The sequence below is a fragment of the Thermalbibacter longus genome, assembly GCF_023806485.1.
In the GTDB taxonomy this organism is placed as follows: domain Bacteria; phylum Chloroflexota; class Chloroflexia; order Thermomicrobiales; family Thermomicrobiaceae; genus Thermalbibacter; species Thermalbibacter longus.
This window is the reverse complement of record NZ_JAMSLR010000013.1, coordinates 26,859-43,268: the sequence shown is the minus strand read 5'-3', so window position 1 is coordinate 43,268 and position 16,410 is coordinate 26,859. Positions and strand designations below refer to the sequence as shown.

The following is a 16,410-nucleotide window of genomic DNA, read 5'->3' as shown; positions in this document are numbered from 1 at the left end:
CTCCTCACGTGCGAGGCAGCCGACCAACTCGGCTGCCTCGTGCGGTTCGAGGCGAGGAGATCGAGCGGCAGCGCTCGTTCCCGCTGGGTACAATCACGTCAGTTCATTCGCCCATGTGCCAGTGTGGCACGCGAGCACGGGCATGGGCTAGCGTATCGAGGATCGCGAATGGCCGACAACGAGCGCAACCGGCGAGACCGGGATCCAGACACTCGCAGACCGTTCGGCTTCCGCACCGTGCGACGACTCCTGAGCTCCCGCTACGGCCTGCTCTGGCTGATCCTGGCCCTCGTCGTCTTCTGGAACGTCTACGCTTTCCTGCGGCCACGTGTCGAGGAGCAGCCGACCATCCCGTACTCCACCTTCGTCGAGGCGGTCGAACAGGGCCTGGTACAGGAGGCCACGATCTCCAACCAGACGGTCCAGGGACGATTCACGCAGCCAGTCAGGATCGTCGAGGGCCAGCTCATCCAACCTGGTGAACCGCTCCCGCCGGGGGTGGACGAGCGCTCGGGGACGATGGTCACCCGGTTCCGCACCAACCTCGCAGAGAACACACAACCGCAGGTCATCGAGCTCTTGCAGGCGAACGGTGTCCACCCGATCAACGTGGAGCCCGGTGGCGGATCAGCCCTCCCGAGCCTGCTGCTGGGGTTCCTGCCGTTTCTCATCCTGCTCGGCCTCCTCGTCCTGCTCGGACGGAACCTCTCCCGTGGGCAGCAGAACGTGTTCAGTTTCGGCCGCTCGCGCGCCAGAGTCTACGATGTGGAGCGCCCGCGGGTGACCTTCGCTGACGTCGCTGGCGAGGAAGAGGCCAAGGCCGAGCTGACGCAGGTCGTCGACTTCCTGCGCAACCCGGCCAAGTACCACCGGATCGGCGCGCGCCTGCCACGAGGCGTCCTGCTCATCGGGCCGCCAGGCACCGGGAAGACGCTCCTGGCCCGCGCGGTCGCCGGCGAGGCCGGCGTGCCCTTCTTCAGCGTCAGCGCCTCGGAGTTCGTCGAGATGTTCGTCGGCGTCGGCGCCAGCCGGGTACGCGATCTCTTCGAGCGGGCGAAGGCGCAGGCACCGTCGATCATCTTCATCGACGAGCTCGACGCAGTGGGCCGGCAGCGCTTCGCTGGGCTCGGCGTCGGCAACGACGAGCGCGAGCAGACCCTCAACCAGCTCCTGGTCGAGATGGATGGGTTCGAGGCGCACCACGACGTGGTGGTGATCGCCGCGACCAACCGGCCCGACGTCCTCGACCCGGCCCTGCTCCGGCCCGGCCGCTTCGACCGGCAGGTGACCGTCGGCCTACCCGATCGGCGAGGTCGCCTCGCCATCCTGCGCATCCACGCGCGGGGCATCCCGGTTGCCCCCGACGTCGACTTCGATTCGCTGGCCGCCGCCACCCCTGGCTTTTCCGGGGCCGACCTGGCCAACCTGGTCAACGAGGCGGCGCTCGTCGCAGCGCGCCGCGGCAAGGAGATCGTGGACCGTGCCGACTTCGAGGAGGCGCTGGACAAGATCCTCCTCGGCACCACCCGCTCCATGCTGATGAGCGAGGAGGAGCGGCGGGTAGTGGCGTACCACGAGGCTGGACATGCAGTCGTCGCCTACTTCACGCCAGGCTCCGACCCGCTGCGCAAGATCAGCATCGTGCCGCGGGGCCGTTCGCTCGGCGTCACCGTGCAGACGCCAGAGGAGGACCGCTTCAACTACACGAAGAGCCAGCTCTTCGGCCGGCTGGCGGTCCTGCTGGGCGGGCGCGCCGCCGAGGAGCTGGTCTTCCATGAGGTCTCTACTGGCGCCCAGAACGACCTCAAGGAGGCGACCCAGCTCGCCCGTCGGATGGTCGGGCTCTGGGGGATGAGCGAGGAGATCGGTCCTCTCTACCTCGGCCTCGGCGAGCAGCACGTGTTCCTTGGGCGCGAGATCGCCCAGGATCACCAGATCGCCGAGACCACGCTCGACCGCGTCGATGCCGCCGTGCAGCGCATCCTCAACAGCGCCAAGGAGCAGGCGCAGGCGATCCTCATCGAGCACCGGCACGAGCTCGACCGTCTGGCTGACCTGCTGGTCATCGAGGAGACGGTCGGGCCGGAGAAGATCCGGGAAGTGCTCGGTGAGGTGCCGGCGCGGACCCCGACCGGCGCGGCTGCTGGGGCGGACGAGTAACCCGGAGGGCGCCTGTGTCGCGCGGGCCGCTCCGGTCGAGACACGTCGACGAGCGCGTGACGCTACCCGGCTCTGGCCCCGCTCCCGGCTACAGCCGCTGGTTCGTGGCCGTCGCCGCGCTCTTCGTCACCGCGCTGATCACCTCCAACATCGTGGCGGTGAAAATCGTCGATATCGGCGGGCTGGTCGTCCCGGCCGGCACGGTGACAGTGTTCCCCTTGAGCTACATCTTCGGCGACATCTTGACTGAGGTCTACGGCTACCGCCGGGCGCGGCTGATCATCTGGCTCGGGTTCGCCTGCAACCTGCTGGCGGTCATCGCGATCACCGTCACCCAGTACCTGCCGCCGGCTGCCTTCTGGGACGGGCAAGCCGCCTACGAGCGCATCCTGGGCTACACGCCGCGCCTGCTGGCCGCCTCGTTCCTGGCCTACCTCGTCGGCGAGTTCGCCAACGCCGCCGTCCTCTCGCGGATGAAGCTGCTGACCCAGGGCCGCTGGCTCTGGACCCGCACCATCGGCTCCACGCTGGTGGGGCAGGGACTCGACTCGCTGGTCTTCGTCACCGTCGCGTTCATCGGCACCATCGCCGGCGCCGACCTCCTCCGCACCATCGTCACGGCCTGGCTGGTCAAATCGGCTTACGAGGCGCTGGCTACCCCGCTCACCTATGCGGTCGTGAACGCGCTGAAGCGCGCCGAGGGCGTTGACACCTACGACTACGGTGTCAGCCTCTCCCCCTTCCGGCTGGAGTAGCGCGCAGACTTCCCAGCGCACGCTACGGCGTTAGCCAGGCAAGCGAGAGCTCGCCTAGCTGCCGATAACCGGGCGCCCGTGCTCCCTGGTGACGACGACCACGCTCGGCCGCGGCGGCGCGATGCCATCGGGCCAGGTGCTCGCCGGCTGGGCGAACGTGCCGCCCTCACCGGGGTGCTGCACGGCACAGAAGAGCCCGGCGCCGTTCGGCGTGAACTCGGGCCCGCAGATCTCGGCGCCACGGGGGCCACTCAGGAACTGCCGCAGGTAGCCCCGCTCCGGCCCCTCCACTGGCACCACGAAGATGCCGTCGTTCTTTCGGAACGTCCCCGGCTGGCCATCGGTGGCGATCCAGAGATTGCCCGCGCGGTCGAAGGTGATGTTGTCCGGCGAGGAGATCGGGCTCACCAGGCTGGGATCGAACCCGGCGAAGTAGGCCTGGTCATCGGGATTCGCCGGGTCGCCGCAGAGCATGAAGATCTCCCAGGTGAACGTCGTCGCCGCGTAGTCATTGCCGTCTTCAGTCAGCTCGATGATGTGCCCATGCTTGTTGTTCGGGCGCGGGTTCGCGGCATTCACCTGGTCCGGCTGCCGCCGCGTGTTGTTCGTCAGCACACAGTAGACCTTGCCGTTGACCGGGTTAACCTCGATATCCTCAGGGCGATCCATCTTGTTCGCCCCGAGCAGATCAGCGGCCCCGCGCGTATTGATGAGCACGTCTGCCTGGGAGGCGAATCCGTTCTCGGCGGTTAACGGCCCCGCGCCGTGTACCAGCGGCAACCACTCCCCAGTGCCATCGTCGTTGAACCTCGCGACGTACAGGGTTCCCTCGTCGAGCAGGTCGAAGTTCGCCTCGCGCGAGCGCGGATCGAACCGCCCGGAACTGACGAACTTGTAGATATACTCGAACCGCTCGTCGTCTCCCGAATAGACGACCACGCGGCCATCGCCGTTCACCACGACCGTCGCGCCTTCATGCTTGAAGCGCCCCAGCGCTGTACGCTTGCGCGGCGTCGAGCTCGGGTCGTACGGGTCGATCTCGACGACCCAGCCGAAGCGGAAGGGCTCGTTCGGCTCCCGAGCCAGGTCGAAGCGCGCATGATACAGCTCCCACCGCCGCTCCGTCGCTCCCGCTGGCAGCCCGTAGCGCGCGTGCGCGGCCTTGCGCGGGTCGTCGTCCGGTAGTGCGTCCAGATTGGCGAAGTATTGGTGGAAGTTCTCCTCGCAGGTGAGGAGCGTGCCCCAGGGCGTCTTCCCTCCCGCGCAGTTGTTCAGCGTGCCACGTACGGTGACGCCGCTGGGGTCGTCGGAGGTGCGGAGCCAGGGATGCCCCTTGGCAGGCCCGGTGATCTCCATGGACGTCTCCGCGGTGATGCGCCGGTTGTACGCCGATCCCACGACGTATGTCCACCGCTCCACCCCGGCTTCACCACTGGGCACGAACGGGATGGCACCTCGCCGCCGGCGTCGTACCTCGACGATGCTCACCCCGTGGGCCGCGAGCTCGATGGCGACCTGCTCCTGCGTCGGGTTCCCCGCCACGTAATCCGGGAACATCAATTCGGGGTTCGTGTACTCGTGGTTGACCGCGAGCAGTCCCATGGTCGATACGCGGGCACCCCACCTCGGCAGCGGGAAGAAGCCCACGAAGTCGCAGTTGTAGCCGAACTGCTCGGCCTGGGCAGCGGCACGCTGGGCATCGAGCTGGAAGGCAGGAGCAGTCGACGTGAGCGGATCCCCCCAGCGAATCAGTACCTGAGACTGATACCCCTCCGGGACAGTCACCCGGTCTTCGGTATTGAGCGAGATCGGATCGAAGCCGAGAGAAGCTCCCCGCGCGGCGACCTCTCCGGCGCTGAGCCGGGCGAGCGGGGTCGAGCCGGCTACCAGGAACGAGGCGCTCAGCGCCGCGCCCTTGAGCAGGACGCGCCGGTCAAGCCGTCGCTGCAAGATCGATTCGAAGGTCGGATTGTCGCTCGGATTGACCGGCTGTTGAAAACACTTTGACCCACATGCCCACCGGCAGGTCTGAAGAGCCCGGCGCAGCGGCAGGAGCATCAGCGTAGAGCGGCGTGAGCGATTGACCCTGGTCTCGGTCATCGGTCGCACGACCTCCCATCCGGAAACAACCCAGCCAGCAGCGGCGCACCTGGTGTACCTGTAGCAGCCTCGAGCACCGGGGTGGTGAACAATTCTTGAACCCCGCGGCCCGGTGAGACGATCTCGTCTCCCCATTCGCAACCAGAGGCTGCGCTGGCCTCACGCGCGGCCCTATCCCAGGCCGCACGGCGGCCCCGCGAGTGACTTCGCTCGCCGCGTGCGAGCTACCGCGCTCGGATTTCTCCCACCAGTGGCTGCAAACTGGTAAGATACGGCGGCAGTGCGAGCGCTGGCCGTCTGGGGAAGGGGAGAAGTCACCGTCCATGGAGCTCTCGACGCTCGTCGGCAAGCGATTAGCCTTGATTTTCCCCGGACAGGGGAGCCAGCACGTGGGCATGGGCCAGCGGATCCACGAGGTCTCGTCCGCTGCGCGGCGTATCTTCAACCAGGCTGATGAGATCTTGCGCTTCCCGCTGTCCCAGCTCTGCTTCAAAGGCCCGGCCGATGAGCTGGCGGACACGTTCAACGCCCAACCGGCAATCCTGACCGTCAGCCTGGCCTATCTGGAGGCACTCCGAGAGCGCCTCCGCGAACTGGGGCATACCATCCAGCCGGCCTTCGTTGCCGGGCACAGCCTGGGCGAATTCACCGCGCTGGTGGCGGCCGGCGTGTTGAGCTTCGAGGACGCGCTAGCGCTAGTGCGGGAGCGTGGCCGGCTCATGAAGGAGAGCGGCCAGGAGCGGCCTGGTGGAATGGCAGCCGTCATCGGGTTGGACCGCGCGGCACTCGAGCAGGTGTGCCAGGAGGCGAGCGAGCTCGGGCTGGTCGTCGTGGCGAACGACAACTGTCCCGGGCAGCTCGTGATCTCCGGCGAGGAGGCGGCGCTGCGACGGGCCATGGAGCTGGCCCAGGAGCGGGGGGCGAAACGCGTCGTCCGCCTCGGCGTGACGATCGCCTCGCACTCGCCGTTGATGGAGCGGGTAGCCCACGCGTTGAGCGAGCTGCTGGCCCGTGTCCCGCTCCGCGAGCCGGAGATCCCGATCGTCGCCAACATTACTGGCAAGATCCTGTCGACGGTCGAGGAGATCCGGCACGAGCTGGCGCAGCAGGTCGTCTCGCCGGTGCAGTGGACCGACGCGGTACGAGAGATGGCGAACCGGGGCACGACCGCCTTCCTCGAGGTGGGACCGGGACAGGTGCTAACCGGGCTGGTGCGCAAGATCCGCCAGGACGTTGAGGCCTACTCGGTGCGGGATTTCGGTTTCGAGCCATAGCGCCGATGAGCCAGCCGGGTACCGGGTCTCCGGTACCCGGCATGCGCAAGACTCACAGGGGGCAGGAGTCCCGCAAGGGCTGGAGCCCGGCCGACCGGGTTCCGGCGGGAGGATGAGGCGTGCATCGCGTCGTTGTCACCGGGCTCGGCGTGATCACCCCGCTGGGTCTGGACATCGAGACATTCTGGTCACGGCTGTTGAACGGCGAATCCGGTATCGACCGCATCTCCAGCTTCGATCCGAGCGACCTCGAGGTGCAGATCGCTGCGGAGGTAAAGGGGTTCGACCCGAAGGACTTCATGGACTTCAAAGCCGCCCGCCGCATGGACCGCTTCGCGCAGTTCGCCGTCGCCGCGGCTGGGCAAGCCATCCAGGATGCTGGTCTGGCGATCACGCCGGAGAACGCCCAGCGGATCGGCGTTATGCTCAACACTGGCGGTGGCGGCATCCACAGCATGGTACGCGAGGTTCTCAACTTCTACCAGCGCGGGCCCAGCCGGGTCAGCCCGTTCTTCGTGCCCATGTTCGCGCCCAATATGGGGGCCTGCCAGATCTCGATCGTCTACGGGATCACCGGGCCGATCATGGCCTCGGTGGCCGCCTGCGCCGCCGGCACCCAGGCGTTCGTCGATGCCCTGCGCATGCTCCGGCTCGGTGAGATCGACGTCATGATCGCCGGCGGCACTGAAGCGGGACTGGAGCCGGTCGCCGTGACCGCCTTCGCCAACATGGGCGCGCTCTCCCGGCGCAACGACCAGCCACAGAAGGCCAGCCGGCCCTTCGACCGCGACCGGGACGGCTTCGTCTTCGGCGAGGGCTGCGCGGTGATGGTGCTCGAGACGGAAGAGCACGCCCGGCGACGCGATGCCCGCATCTACTGTGAGCTGATCGGCGGCGCGGTCACCGGCGATGCCTTCCACATCAGCGCCCCAGCGCCCAATGGGGCCGGCGCGGCCCGAGCGATGGAGCTGGCGCTTGCGGACGCGCGCACGCGGCCGGACGAGATCGACTACATCTGCGCGCATGGCACCTCGACCCCGCTGAACGACGTCTCCGAGACGGTGGCGATCAAGACGACCTTCGGCGAGCACGCCTACCGGGTGGCGATCAGCTCGCCCAAGAGCATGATCGGCCACCTGGTGGGGGCAGCCGGCGCGGTGTCCGGCGTGGTGTGCGCGCTGGCGATCCGCGATAACATCGTGCCACCGACGATCAACCTGGAGAACCCGGACCCGGAGTGCGACCTCGATTACGTGCCGAACGTCGCGCGCCGGATGAGAGTGAACGCGGCTATCGCCAACGCCTTCGGCTTCGGCGGCCAGAATGCCGTCGCCGTTTTCCGCCGCTACGAGGACTGAGCGCTTCGCCCTGCCGGCCGCGGCCCGCAGCCGCGATCCCGTCTGCGGCGGTCACCGCTTGTCGCCCGTAGCTCAGGCCCTCTGCCCGTACGCACAGGACAGGGATACACGAAGGGGAGAGCGGGGGAGAAAGCAGCGCATACGTCTCCCGCTTGGAGCGACCTGACTAGCTCCCGGTAAGACGCGAATTGCCTCACACCGGCGGCGTGCCGTAGGTGTGGAAGGTGGCCACGGTGGGCAAGCCCCAGGCCTGCCCGCGCTTGCGCTCCTCCTGGCTCCACACCACCGGCTTCCAGTCGGGCGCCAGAACCAGCCGCGCTCCGGGGCAGCCGATCTCCACCCGGTGCCCACCCGGCTCGTAGACGTACAGGAACACGGTCTGCTGGATTGCGTGCTTGTGCGGCCCGTACTCGATGCGCACGCCGGACTCCAGCATGATGTCGGCTGCCCGCAGCACCTCCTCCCGCGTATCGACCGCGTAGCAGACGTGATGGAACCGGCCGGGAGTGCCGGTCGCGTCCTCGGTGATCGCGACCTCGTATCCCTTGTTGTTGGAGGTGACCCAGGAGCCCTTCTCCGAACCGTCATCGAAGATGATGATTTCGGTCAGCCGCAGTCCCAGATAGTCCTGCAGGGCGAGGCGGCTGGCCCGCACGTCGACGGCGAACAGGTTGATGTGGTCGAGCCGGCGCACATTGCAGCCTCGGGCAGGGAAGCGCGAAGCCTGGTTCTTCAGCGCCGGCCGCGTCTCGGGCGTGGGCTGGTACCAGTCGACCTCCCAGAGCACTTCCACGATGTGGCCGTCGGGCGTGCGGAAGCGGTAGGCGGGGCCGTGCCCCTCGTCGCCCTCGATCCACCCCAGTCCCAGGCCACTCCGCTCCAGAGCCGCGACGCGCCGCTCTAGCGCCTCAGGCGAGCTCGTCCGAAAGGCGAAGTGCTCCATGGCAGCCACCGGCCCGGCCGTGAGCTTCAGCGTGTGATGGGCATAGTCATCCCACCCTCGCAGGTAGACCGAGTTGCCGCGCCGCGCGCTCACCGTCATCCCCAGGATATCGACGAAGAAGCGGACGCTCTCGTCGAGCGCGGGGGTCAAGAGCTCCACGTGCGCCAGGTGCGCGATATCGAAGCAGGGCTCTCCGCTCCAGAAACGAACGTCCTGCATTGTGACCCGTCTCCTGTCTCTCGACTACGGCCGCGCTCGCGACTCGACGACCGCTCGCAACCCGTGCAGGTCGTAGGAGAGCTTTCCGGCAAGCAGCTCTTCCCGGAGCCTGGCCTCCCGCTCGGCCCGGGCCCGGGAGGCGTCCAGCACCTGCTCGAGGCGCGCCCGCGCGACGACGACCGCGCCGTCATCGTCGAGCACGACCACGTCGCCTGGCTCGATCCGCGCACCGCCGACCGTGACCGGCACGTCGATCGCGCCCACCGCGTCCTTGGCCGCTCCGCGCACTCGCACGAATCGCGCCCACACCGGCAACCCCATCCGACGCAGCTCGTCCACGTCCCGCACCGCCGCGTCCACCAGCAGCGCGGCCGCCCCGCGAACTTTGGCCTGGATGGCGAGCAGCTCGCCCACCAGTGCCACCGGCTCGGGCTCGGGCATCGTGATGACGAGCACGGCGCCCGGGTAGACGCGCTCCATCACCGCGTGCACCATCAGGTTGTCGCCCTGCCCGCACAGCACGGTGAGCGCCGGCCCGGCGACCCGGCTGCCGGGGCTCAGCGGCTGCAGCGGGATATCGATCAAGCCCTGGCGGCCGGAGGCCTCGTAGACGGTCGCCACGCCTAGCTCGGCCAGCTCCGCGCAGGCTCGTTCGAGCGCGGCGCGCCCGGCTTCGTCCATCTGGTGCATCGCCTGCTCCTTTCGGCTCATCCGTGCCCGATAAGGTCACTCGAGACCAGCGGAGTGACGCGCTGGAACGCCTCGGCGTAGCGCACGGCGCCGTTGCCGGAGATGCGGCGAGCGTGGTTGCCGCGCCGCTCGGCCAGCTCGGCGTAGTACTTCTGCAAGTACTGCTGCGAGCCGACAGCGCGCATCGCCTCGAGCTTCTTCTCGTAGACCGGGGTAATGTCGACGAACGCGTTGGGCACGAAGCCGCAGAGCTCCGGCTGGTGGGGCTCGAAGAGGTAGATGACTGGCGGCTTGACCGTCTCGAATGCGCTCGCGACGCCAGCACCAGAGGCGAGCAGCCGCGCTTTCATCACCGCGTCGTGAGTCACGGGGTGATCAGGGTTGAAGGGGTCCACCGCGGTATGAGTGATGATGACATCGGGCGCGAGATCGCGGATCACCTGGGCGAGCTGGTCCAATGCCTCGCGGCCTACCTCCAGCGGGTAATCGCCAAGGTCGAGACAGCGAAACTCGGCGCCGACGATCTTCGCCGCCTGCTCCCCCTGCTCGTGGCGAATGCGCTTGACCCGCTCCACCGTCTGTCCGGGTTCCTTCCAGAGCTCGCCCGACTCGCCCCGCTCGCCGTAAGAGAGGGCAAGCACCGTCGCCTGCGCGCCGCGCTCCGTCGCCAGCGCGATCACCCCCGAGGCACGCCAGACGAAGTCGGCCGCATGCGCACCGACCACGAGGAGACGCTGTATGCCGCTCATCGTCACGCCTCACCTGCCAATCGCACCGTATTGCGGACCGCCATCGTGTGGATCTCGTCTTCGCTGAAGCCTGCTTCGAGCAGGCGATCGACCATCAGCGCGAGGCCGTCTTCCACTGGCGGGTTATCCGGCTGGCCGAGGTCGCTGCTGAGCACGACCGAGGTTGGACCGACCGCCCGGATATGCTCGAACATGGTCTCCCAGGAGACTTTGCCAGTGTAGACCGGAGTGAAGCAGTGCTCGAGGATCGCGCCTTGCTGCGCCAGCTCGATCTGATCTCCGACCGGCAGCGCCTGGCTAGGGAAGTCCGGATGCGTCACGACGATGTGGCGCACCCCTTCCTCGCGCGCGGCGGCGACGGCCGCGAAGATCTCATCGCGACCGAGATGACCGGTGGCGAGCACCATGTCGTGGCGCGCCACCACCCGGAGCACCTGCCGCAGCAGGGGCAGCGCCCGCCCATCCTGGTCGACGACCTCAACCGGCTCGGACTCGAACCCTGCAGCGCGCATCTCGCGCTGCAGGCGGGCCCAGTAGGGAAGCTTCGTCGCGTCCGCTGCCTGGTCCGATGCGTGGTGCCGGCGCTCGTTGACCGAATCGACCGTCGGAAGCCAGACGATGCGCGCCCCTTCGCGCGCCGCGATCTCGACCGCCAGCGGATTCAGCCCGCCGACGGCTGCGTTGAGGGTGATCGAGCCCAGCACGCGGACGCCCGGCACGGCACGGCGGACGACCGCCGCCCGCTCGGCCGTCGGCACGTAGTGCGACTTGATGACGTAGCCAGCCAGGCCCAGCTCGCGGAACCGGCCCGCGAGCTCGAGGTCGTCGATGCGCCGCCGCATGACGTCCGGTCCCGAGTGGACGTGAAGGTCGTACGCCCCACGGACGAGCTCACGGGCTCGCGCCGAAGGGACGGGATGCTCTCTCGCTCGCTGCTCCGACATACCCAGCTCCGCTCCCTGCTCCACCGCCGTGCCATCCCGCATCTCTCGCCTCGGGCGATCGAATGGCCTCCCTGTACCACCCACGTGTGAAGAGAAAGTCGCCTCTGGAATTCCGGGCCGGCCGAATTCCTGAACCTGCCAGGCATGCCCGCCCGCGCGGGCAGCCGAGTTCAGGCGCCTTCGCTCGCCTCGACGCGAAGCCCCAGATAGGTTGCCTGCACGTGCGTGTCGGCCAGCAACTCCTCGGCGGTGCCCTGCCAGATGACCCGGCCCTCTTCGAGGATGTAGGCCACGTCCGCTACCGACAGCGCCAGGTCCAGGTTCTGCTCCGCCAGCAGGATCGAGAGCCCGGCCTCCTTGAGCCGGTGCAGGATCTCAGCCACCCGCTGCACCATCACCGGCGCCAGCCCTTCCGACGGCTCATCGCACAGCAGGACCAGCGGCTGCGTCAGCAGCGAGCGGGCAATCGTCAGCATCTGCTGCTCTCCCCCGCTCAGCAGCGTGCCCCGCAGGTTCCCTCGCTCCCGCAGGATGGGGAACAACCGGTAGATCTCCTCCAGGGTCCAGCGCACCCGCTGCTCCCCACGCGGCGGCCGCACGCCGATCAGCAGATTCTCGGTTACCGTCAGCGAGGGGAAGATCCGGCGCCCCTGCGGCACCAGCGCCACTCCGCGCGCCGCCACGGCGTACGGAGCCAGCCCCCGCAGCGACTCCCCCCGCAGCGTGATCCTGCCCGCCAGGCGCGGCAGCAGCCCGAAGACGGCCCGCATCGTGGTCGTCTTGCCAGCCCCGTTCCGCCCCAGCAGCGCCACCACCTGCCCCTCGCCCACGCTCAGCGACAGGCCGTTCAGCACCAGCCCGTCCCCGTAGCCGCCGTAGACCTCGTGCAGCTCAAGCATGACCCCTCCGCATCGCGCCCGAGAGGTACGCCTCCTGCACCCGCTCGTCCTGCTGCACCGCCTCAGGCGTACCGTCGGCCAGCACCGCCCCGTGGTGCAGCACGGTCACCCGATCGGCAAAGGCGAACACCACCCGCATGCTGTGCTCCACCAGCACCACGGTCACCTCGCGCGGGAGCCGGCGCAGCCGCTCGATGAAGCCCGGTATCTCCTCGGCCGCCAGCCCTGCCGCCGGCTCGTCGAGCAACAGCAGCCGCGGCTGCATCGCAAAGCGCGCCGCTAGCTCCACCCGCCGCTGGTACCCGTGCGGCAGGTGCCGCACCTCGTCGTCTGCCACTGCCAGCAGGTCCCACTCCTCCAGCACGTCCTCGGCCTGCCGCTGGACCTCGCGATCGAGACTCACGAGCGCCGTCAGCCCCAGCAGCGGGTGACGGCCGCGCAGCAGCGCCAGCAGGATGTTCTGCCGGACTGTCAGCTCGCGAAAGACGGCCGGTTGCTGGTTCGTCTTCAACAGCCCAACATCGACCCGCCGGTGCGCCGGCAATCGCGTCACGTCACGCCCGAACACGACCACCCGCCCCCGGCTCGGGGGGAGAAAGCCAGCAATCACGTTGAGCAGCGTCGTCTTGCCGGCCCCGTTCGGGCCGATCACCGCCCGCCGCTCCCCCGGCATCACCGTGAGCGACACGTCATCGAGGATCGTGAGCCCGCCGATCGTCTTGGTAATGTGCTCGAGCTGCAGCGCCGTTTCAGCCATGCTACGACCGCTCCACGACCTGCTCGGCCGGCTGCCGCTCCCCCGCCACCGGCTCCAGCAGCTCCTCCCGGCGCACCCGAGCCCGCACTTCGCGCAGCCGCTCAGGTAGCCGCACGATGCCGCGGGGCATGAGGACGACAGTGGCAATGAAGATCAATCCGAGAATCAGCAACCAGCGCTGGGTGAAGGTGCTCACCTCGTAGCGCAGGAGCAGCACCACCGCTGCCCCTACCATCGGGCCCCAGAAAGTGCCCGCGCCGCCGACGATCGTCATCACCAGCCCTTCCCCCGCCACCAGCCAGCTCAACTGGCCCGGCCCGACGTAGCCCTTGAAGAAGGTGTAGAGCGCCCCGGCCAGCGCCCCGTACCCACCGGCCAGCGCGTAGACCGCGTACTTCACCAGCCAGGTCGGGTATCCCAACCCTTCCACCACCCGCTCGTTCTCCCGAATGGCCAGCAGCGCCAGCCCGAATGACGAGCGCACCACCCAGGCCATGCTCGCGATTGCGACCACCACGATGGCCAGCGCCAGGTAGTAGAAGTTCGCTGTCGGCTCCAGCGACCCAGCCAGGAACGCGAGCTGCGGCGTCGGAATGCCTGGCAACCCGTCATCGCCCCCAGTCACCCCCCGCGCCAGCCAGACGACCCCGAACAGCACCTGAGTGAGCGAGAGGGTCAGCATCAGGAAGTAGGCCCCGCTCGTCCGCAGCACGATCGGCCCCGTCACCAGCGCCAGGACCACGCCCGCGAGGATGGCCAGTAGCAGCGCCGGCCCCAGGGGCACCTGGTAGTACTTGGCGAGCAAGCCCACGACGTACCCGCCGGCGCCGAAGAAGGCCGAATGCCCCAGGGTCGGCAGCCCGGTATAGCCCAAAAGCAGGTTGAGCGACATGGCGAAGAGCCCGAAGATCAGGATCTCGGTCAGCACGCTCAGTGGATAGGTCGACAGCACCGCCGGCGCCAGGAGCAGCGCCGCGACGGCGACCACGTAGGCGAGGAGCTGCCATCGCTGCCTCAGCCGGCTCATCTGCTCCATCGGCATACCCTTCCTGCCCTACGCGGTCACCCGGCCCAAAAGCCCCTGTGGCCGCACGGCCAGCACCAGCGCCGCCAGCACCCACACCGCAAAGAACGAGGCCTCCGGCCAGTAGGTGCGCACCATGCTATCGACCAACCCGACCACCACGCTTGCCACCACCGCCCCGGAGACCGAGCCCAGCCCGCCCAGCACCACCACGATCAGCGCCATCAGCAGAATCTGGATGTCCGCCCCCGGCGCCACCCCAGTGACCGGGGTCCCCAGCGCCCCGCCCAGTCCGCACAGCAGCGCGCCCAGCGCGAAGACGATCGCGAACACCCGCCGCCCGTTGATCCCCAGGCACTCGAGCATCTCCAGGTCATCCACCCCCGCCCGGACATAGGCGCCCCACTTGGTGCGCTCCAGCAGGTACCAGACCAGGCCAGCCAGCACCACCCCAGCCACGATGAGAGCGACGCGATAGGTCGGCACGATGGAGCCCAGCAGCAAGATCGAGCCGCGCAAGGACTCCGGCGGCCGCAGCCGCAGCGGGTCGCCACCCCAGATCCAGCGCGTCACGTCCTGCACCACGTAGGCGACGCCGAGCGTGAGGCACACCTGCAAGAGCTCGTTGCGATGCAGCCGCTCGAGAAAGCCCCGCTCGATCACTACCCCGACCGCCAGCGCGCCGAGCGCGCCGCCGAGCAGCGCCAGCCAGAAGCTCCCCAGCTCCCCGGCGATCGTCCAGGCCAGGTACCCACCGATCAGGTAGAGCGACCCAGTGGCCAGGTTGACGAAGCGCATCAGCCCGAAGACAACCGACAGCCCCACCGCCACCAGGAAGAGCAGGCTGGCATACGACAAGCCGATGACGACGCTCGCCGTGTTGAGCGGCACGCTATCCTCCCACCACCGTCAGCTTCGCCCACCTCGCAGCCCGTACACCGAATGGTCCATCTTGCCGAGCATATCGATCACGAGAGTGCCGTAACTGCCGTTCGGCAACTGTTCCAAACGCCGGCTCAGTCGTCGCTCGTGCACGCCTCACTCCCTCCTCTCGGAGCGCGACCGCTCGCGGCCTGCGCGGCGAGCGACCAGGGGTGAAGCGTTCAGGTTCGGCCCCTGGCCCTCAGTGGCGCGTGACCGTCTCGCGGTAGCGCCGCGCGGCCTCCGAGTAGGGTGCCGGGCCGACTGTGACCCGGATCTCAGTCTGCACGTGTCGCTCGACAGAGGGCTTGCGCGAGCCGCCGTTCGGCTCGCCCCACACGAGGGTCAGCCGCGTGCCAGGCTGCGCATACTCTTCCCGCACCGTCGCGAGCGAGAGCTCTGCCCCCTCGTTCGAGGTGTACCCGGTCCACATCGCGAAGCCTACCACCTCGCCACGATCGTTCAAGACCGCGTCGTACATCCAGGTAGCGTACTGCCCGAGTGGCAGGTCGAGGTACTTGTAGCGCTCGCCCTTCGGCCTCATATAGAGGCTCCCGATCACCCGAGCCACGTCGTCCGGATCCCAGACCAGCGTCACCTTCTTGCGATGCGGTCCCTGCTTCATCCGCTCGAGTGCGGCGCGGCCCACGAAATCGTGGTCGAACTTCACGAGCCGCCCGTACCCGAGGTCCCAGGGCGTCAGGTAGTAGGCGCTGATGTCCTCGGAGAGGAAGCTTCCTCCCAGCGAGCCAGCCGCCTCGTACGCCGTCGCCGGCAGCCACTCGCGGTACGGTCGCAGCTCCTCACCGGTATAGATCGCCGGGAGCGGGTTGGGAATCCAGCCGGACTCGAGGCCGTTCGTCGCGTAGGCACGCGAGCCGACCTGGCGCAAACCGAGATCCCGGCCCGCTTCCAGAATCGCCGCCTTCACCGCCTGGCCGTCCTCGAAGGGACCGAAGAACTCGGCCCCTGGCGCGCCCGCCATCCCGTGGTGCAGCATCCCGACCTGGCGACCGGCGATCGTCACCCGCGTGAAGTGGAAGAACGGCAGCTCCGGTGGCGGTCCTCCCAGCAGTCGCTCCAGGAGCGGCATGGCGTTCGGCCCCTGGATCTGGAACCGGTAGGTCTTGCGCGGCCGGTGGGGATCAGCCACCGACCACTCGTCGCGCTCCCACTGCACGGCCGCGCCGCTGGTTGCCGCGTGATATTGCACCCAGTTATGGAGCGACGGGCGACCAACGATCTGGAACGTCCCGTCCTCGAGGTAGAACAGGATGCCGTCGCCGATCAGGTAGCCATCGGGCGTCACGCAGATGAGCTGCTTGGCCTGCCCCGGAGAGAACTTGGCGAAGCTATTGATCGCCAGCCGCTCCAGGAGCCCGAAGGCATCCGGGCCACGCAGGAAGAGATCCGTCATGTGATAGGAGAGGTCGAAGAGGCAGACGGTCTCCCGCCAGGAGTGCTGCTCATCGCGCCAGTTGGAGAACTCCGGGGGCACGACCGGGTAGACGCGCGCGCCGACCGGGTTGTTGTACAGGCGTTCGACGATGTTCGGCCCCTGGTCGATGATCTGCTGCAGGTTGTTCACCGGCGAAGCGCTCATCGCTCGATCCTCCT

At 68.3% G+C, this 16,410-nt stretch carries 15 protein-coding genes and 1 pseudogene; 4 read left to right on the top strand and 12 right to left on the bottom strand.

The features are described 5' to 3' along the window. Positions 1 to 168: 168 nt before the first annotated feature. Both ftsH and NET02_RS14195 read left to right on the top strand, forming a co-directional pair. Positions 169 to 2,160: an ATP-dependent zinc metalloprotease FtsH gene (gene ftsH / locus NET02_RS14200; RefSeq protein WP_284058090.1), complete on the top strand. Its 1,992-nt coding sequence runs from the start codon at positions 169 to 171 to the stop codon at positions 2,158 to 2,160. Between the two features lie 56 nt (positions 2,161 to 2,216). Beyond that, the gene (locus NET02_RS14195; protein WP_347711049.1) at positions 2,217 to 2,915 is read left to right on the top strand and encodes a queuosine precursor transporter; all 699 of its coding nucleotides are present in this window, start codon (positions 2,217 to 2,219) and stop codon (positions 2,913 to 2,915) included. Positions 2,916 to 2,969: 54 nt separating this feature from the next. Here the strand turns inward: NET02_RS14195 and NET02_RS14190 are convergent, their stop codons facing one another. Then, positions 2,970 to 5,015, bottom strand: coding sequence for a PhoX family protein (locus tag NET02_RS14190; RefSeq protein ID WP_284058088.1), 2,046 nt, complete (start codon positions 5,013 to 5,015; stop codon positions 2,970 to 2,972). A 323-nt stretch (positions 5,016 to 5,338) separates the two neighbouring features. Between NET02_RS14190 and fabD the strand changes: the two genes are divergently transcribed. Both fabD and fabF read left to right on the top strand, forming a co-directional pair. Further along, a complete protein-coding gene (gene fabD, locus NET02_RS14185; protein ID WP_284058087.1) occupies positions 5,339 to 6,289 on the top strand; it encodes an ACP S-malonyltransferase in 951 nt (316 codons plus the stop codon). Positions 6,290 to 6,408: 119 nt separating this feature from the next. Further along, positions 6,409 to 7,647: a beta-ketoacyl-ACP synthase II gene (gene fabF / locus NET02_RS14180; protein ID WP_284058086.1), complete on the top strand. Its 1,239-nt coding sequence runs from the start codon at positions 6,409 to 6,411 to the stop codon at positions 7,645 to 7,647. Between the two features lie 193 nt (positions 7,648 to 7,840). Here the strand turns inward: fabF and NET02_RS14175 are convergent, their stop codons facing one another. The 11 genes and pseudogenes from NET02_RS14175 to NET02_RS14130 all read right to left on the bottom strand — a co-directional run bounded on the left by NET02_RS14175 (position 7,841) and on the right by NET02_RS14130 (position 16,396). Further along, positions 7,841 to 8,809, bottom strand: a complete 969-nt coding sequence (locus NET02_RS14175; RefSeq protein ID WP_284058085.1) for a catechol 2,3-dioxygenase — start codon at positions 8,807 to 8,809, stop codon at positions 7,841 to 7,843. Between the two features lie 24 nt (positions 8,810 to 8,833). Then, positions 8,834 to 9,499, bottom strand: a complete 666-nt coding sequence (locus tag NET02_RS14170; protein WP_284058084.1) for a 4-carboxy-4-hydroxy-2-oxoadipate aldolase/oxaloacetate decarboxylase — start codon at positions 9,497 to 9,499, stop codon at positions 8,834 to 8,836. Between the two features lie 17 nt (positions 9,500 to 9,516). Continuing rightward, positions 9,517 to 10,248: a PIG-L deacetylase family protein gene (locus tag NET02_RS14165; RefSeq protein WP_284058083.1), complete on the bottom strand. Its 732-nt coding sequence runs from the start codon at positions 10,246 to 10,248 to the stop codon at positions 9,517 to 9,519. A 2-nt stretch (positions 10,249 to 10,250) separates the two neighbouring features. Next, a complete protein-coding gene (locus NET02_RS14160) occupies positions 10,251 to 11,192 on the bottom strand; it encodes a DUF6282 family protein (RefSeq protein ID WP_284058082.1) in 942 nt (313 codons plus the stop codon). Between the two features lie 170 nt (positions 11,193 to 11,362). After that, positions 11,363 to 12,091, bottom strand: a complete 729-nt coding sequence (locus NET02_RS14155) for an ABC transporter ATP-binding protein (protein ID WP_284058081.1) — start codon at positions 12,089 to 12,091, stop codon at positions 11,363 to 11,365. Next, complete coding sequence (locus NET02_RS16710) at positions 12,084 to 12,230, bottom strand: ABC transporter ATP-binding protein C-terminal domain-containing protein (RefSeq protein ID WP_430981085.1); 147 nt, start codon at positions 12,228 to 12,230, stop codon at positions 12,084 to 12,086. Before NET02_RS16710 ends, NET02_RS14155 begins: the two co-directional genes overlap by 8 nt. A 102-nt stretch (positions 12,231 to 12,332) precedes the next feature. Next, positions 12,333 to 12,776, bottom strand: a pseudogene (locus NET02_RS16705) (ATP-binding cassette domain-containing protein); the annotation flags it as partial. Between the two features lie 73 nt (positions 12,777 to 12,849). Next, positions 12,850 to 13,884: a branched-chain amino acid ABC transporter permease gene (locus NET02_RS14145; RefSeq protein ID WP_284058079.1), complete on the bottom strand. Its 1,035-nt coding sequence runs from the start codon at positions 13,882 to 13,884 to the stop codon at positions 12,850 to 12,852. 18 nt (positions 13,885 to 13,902) lie between these two features. After that, positions 13,903 to 14,763 (bottom strand): branched-chain amino acid ABC transporter permease, encoded by an 861-nt coding sequence (locus NET02_RS14140; protein WP_284058078.1) that lies wholly within the window; start codon positions 14,761 to 14,763, stop codon positions 13,903 to 13,905. 18 nt (positions 14,764 to 14,781) lie between these two features. Beyond that, on the bottom strand, positions 14,782 to 14,907 hold the full coding sequence (locus NET02_RS14135) for a hypothetical protein (protein WP_284058077.1): 126 nt from the start codon (positions 14,905 to 14,907) through the stop codon (positions 14,782 to 14,784). Positions 14,908 to 14,995: 88 nt separating this feature from the next. Then, positions 14,996 to 16,396 (bottom strand): aminomethyl transferase family protein, encoded by a 1,401-nt coding sequence (locus NET02_RS14130; RefSeq protein WP_284058076.1) that lies wholly within the window; start codon positions 16,394 to 16,396, stop codon positions 14,996 to 14,998. Positions 16,397 to 16,410 lie beyond the last annotated feature (14 nt).

Coding starts and splice junctions, on each gene's coding strand:
- ftsH (WP_284058090.1), top strand. CDS start 169: ATGGCCGACAACGAGCGCAACCGGCGAGACCGGGATCCAGACACTCGC.
- NET02_RS14190 (WP_284058088.1), bottom strand. CDS start 5,015: ATGACCGAGACCAGGGTCAATCGCTCACGCCGCTCTACGCTGATGCTC.
- fabD (WP_284058087.1), top strand. CDS start 5,339: ATGGAGCTCTCGACGCTCGTCGGCAAGCGATTAGCCTTGATTTTCCCC.
- NET02_RS14175 (WP_284058085.1), bottom strand. CDS start 8,809: ATGCAGGACGTTCGTTTCTGGAGCGGAGAGCCCTGCTTCGATATCGCG.
- NET02_RS14170 (WP_284058084.1), bottom strand. CDS start 9,499: ATGCACCAGATGGACGAAGCCGGGCGCGCCGCGCTCGAACGAGCCTGC.
- NET02_RS14165 (WP_284058083.1), bottom strand. CDS start 10,248: ATGAGCGGCATACAGCGTCTCCTCGTGGTCGGTGCGCATGCGGCCGAC.
- NET02_RS14160 (WP_284058082.1), bottom strand. CDS start 11,192: ATGTCGGAGCAGCGAGCGAGAGAGCATCCCGTCCCTTCGGCGCGAGCC.
- NET02_RS14155 (WP_284058081.1), bottom strand. CDS start 12,091: ATGCTTGAGCTGCACGAGGTCTACGGCGGCTACGGGGACGGGCTGGTG.
- NET02_RS16710 (WP_430981085.1), bottom strand. CDS start 12,230: ATGCGGGTGGTGTTCGCCTTTGCCGATCGGGTGACCGTGCTGCACCAC.
- NET02_RS14145 (WP_284058079.1), bottom strand. CDS start 13,884: ATGGAGCAGATGAGCCGGCTGAGGCAGCGATGGCAGCTCCTCGCCTAC.
- NET02_RS14130 (WP_284058076.1), bottom strand. CDS start 16,396: ATGAGCGCTTCGCCGGTGAACAACCTGCAGCAGATCATCGACCAGGGG.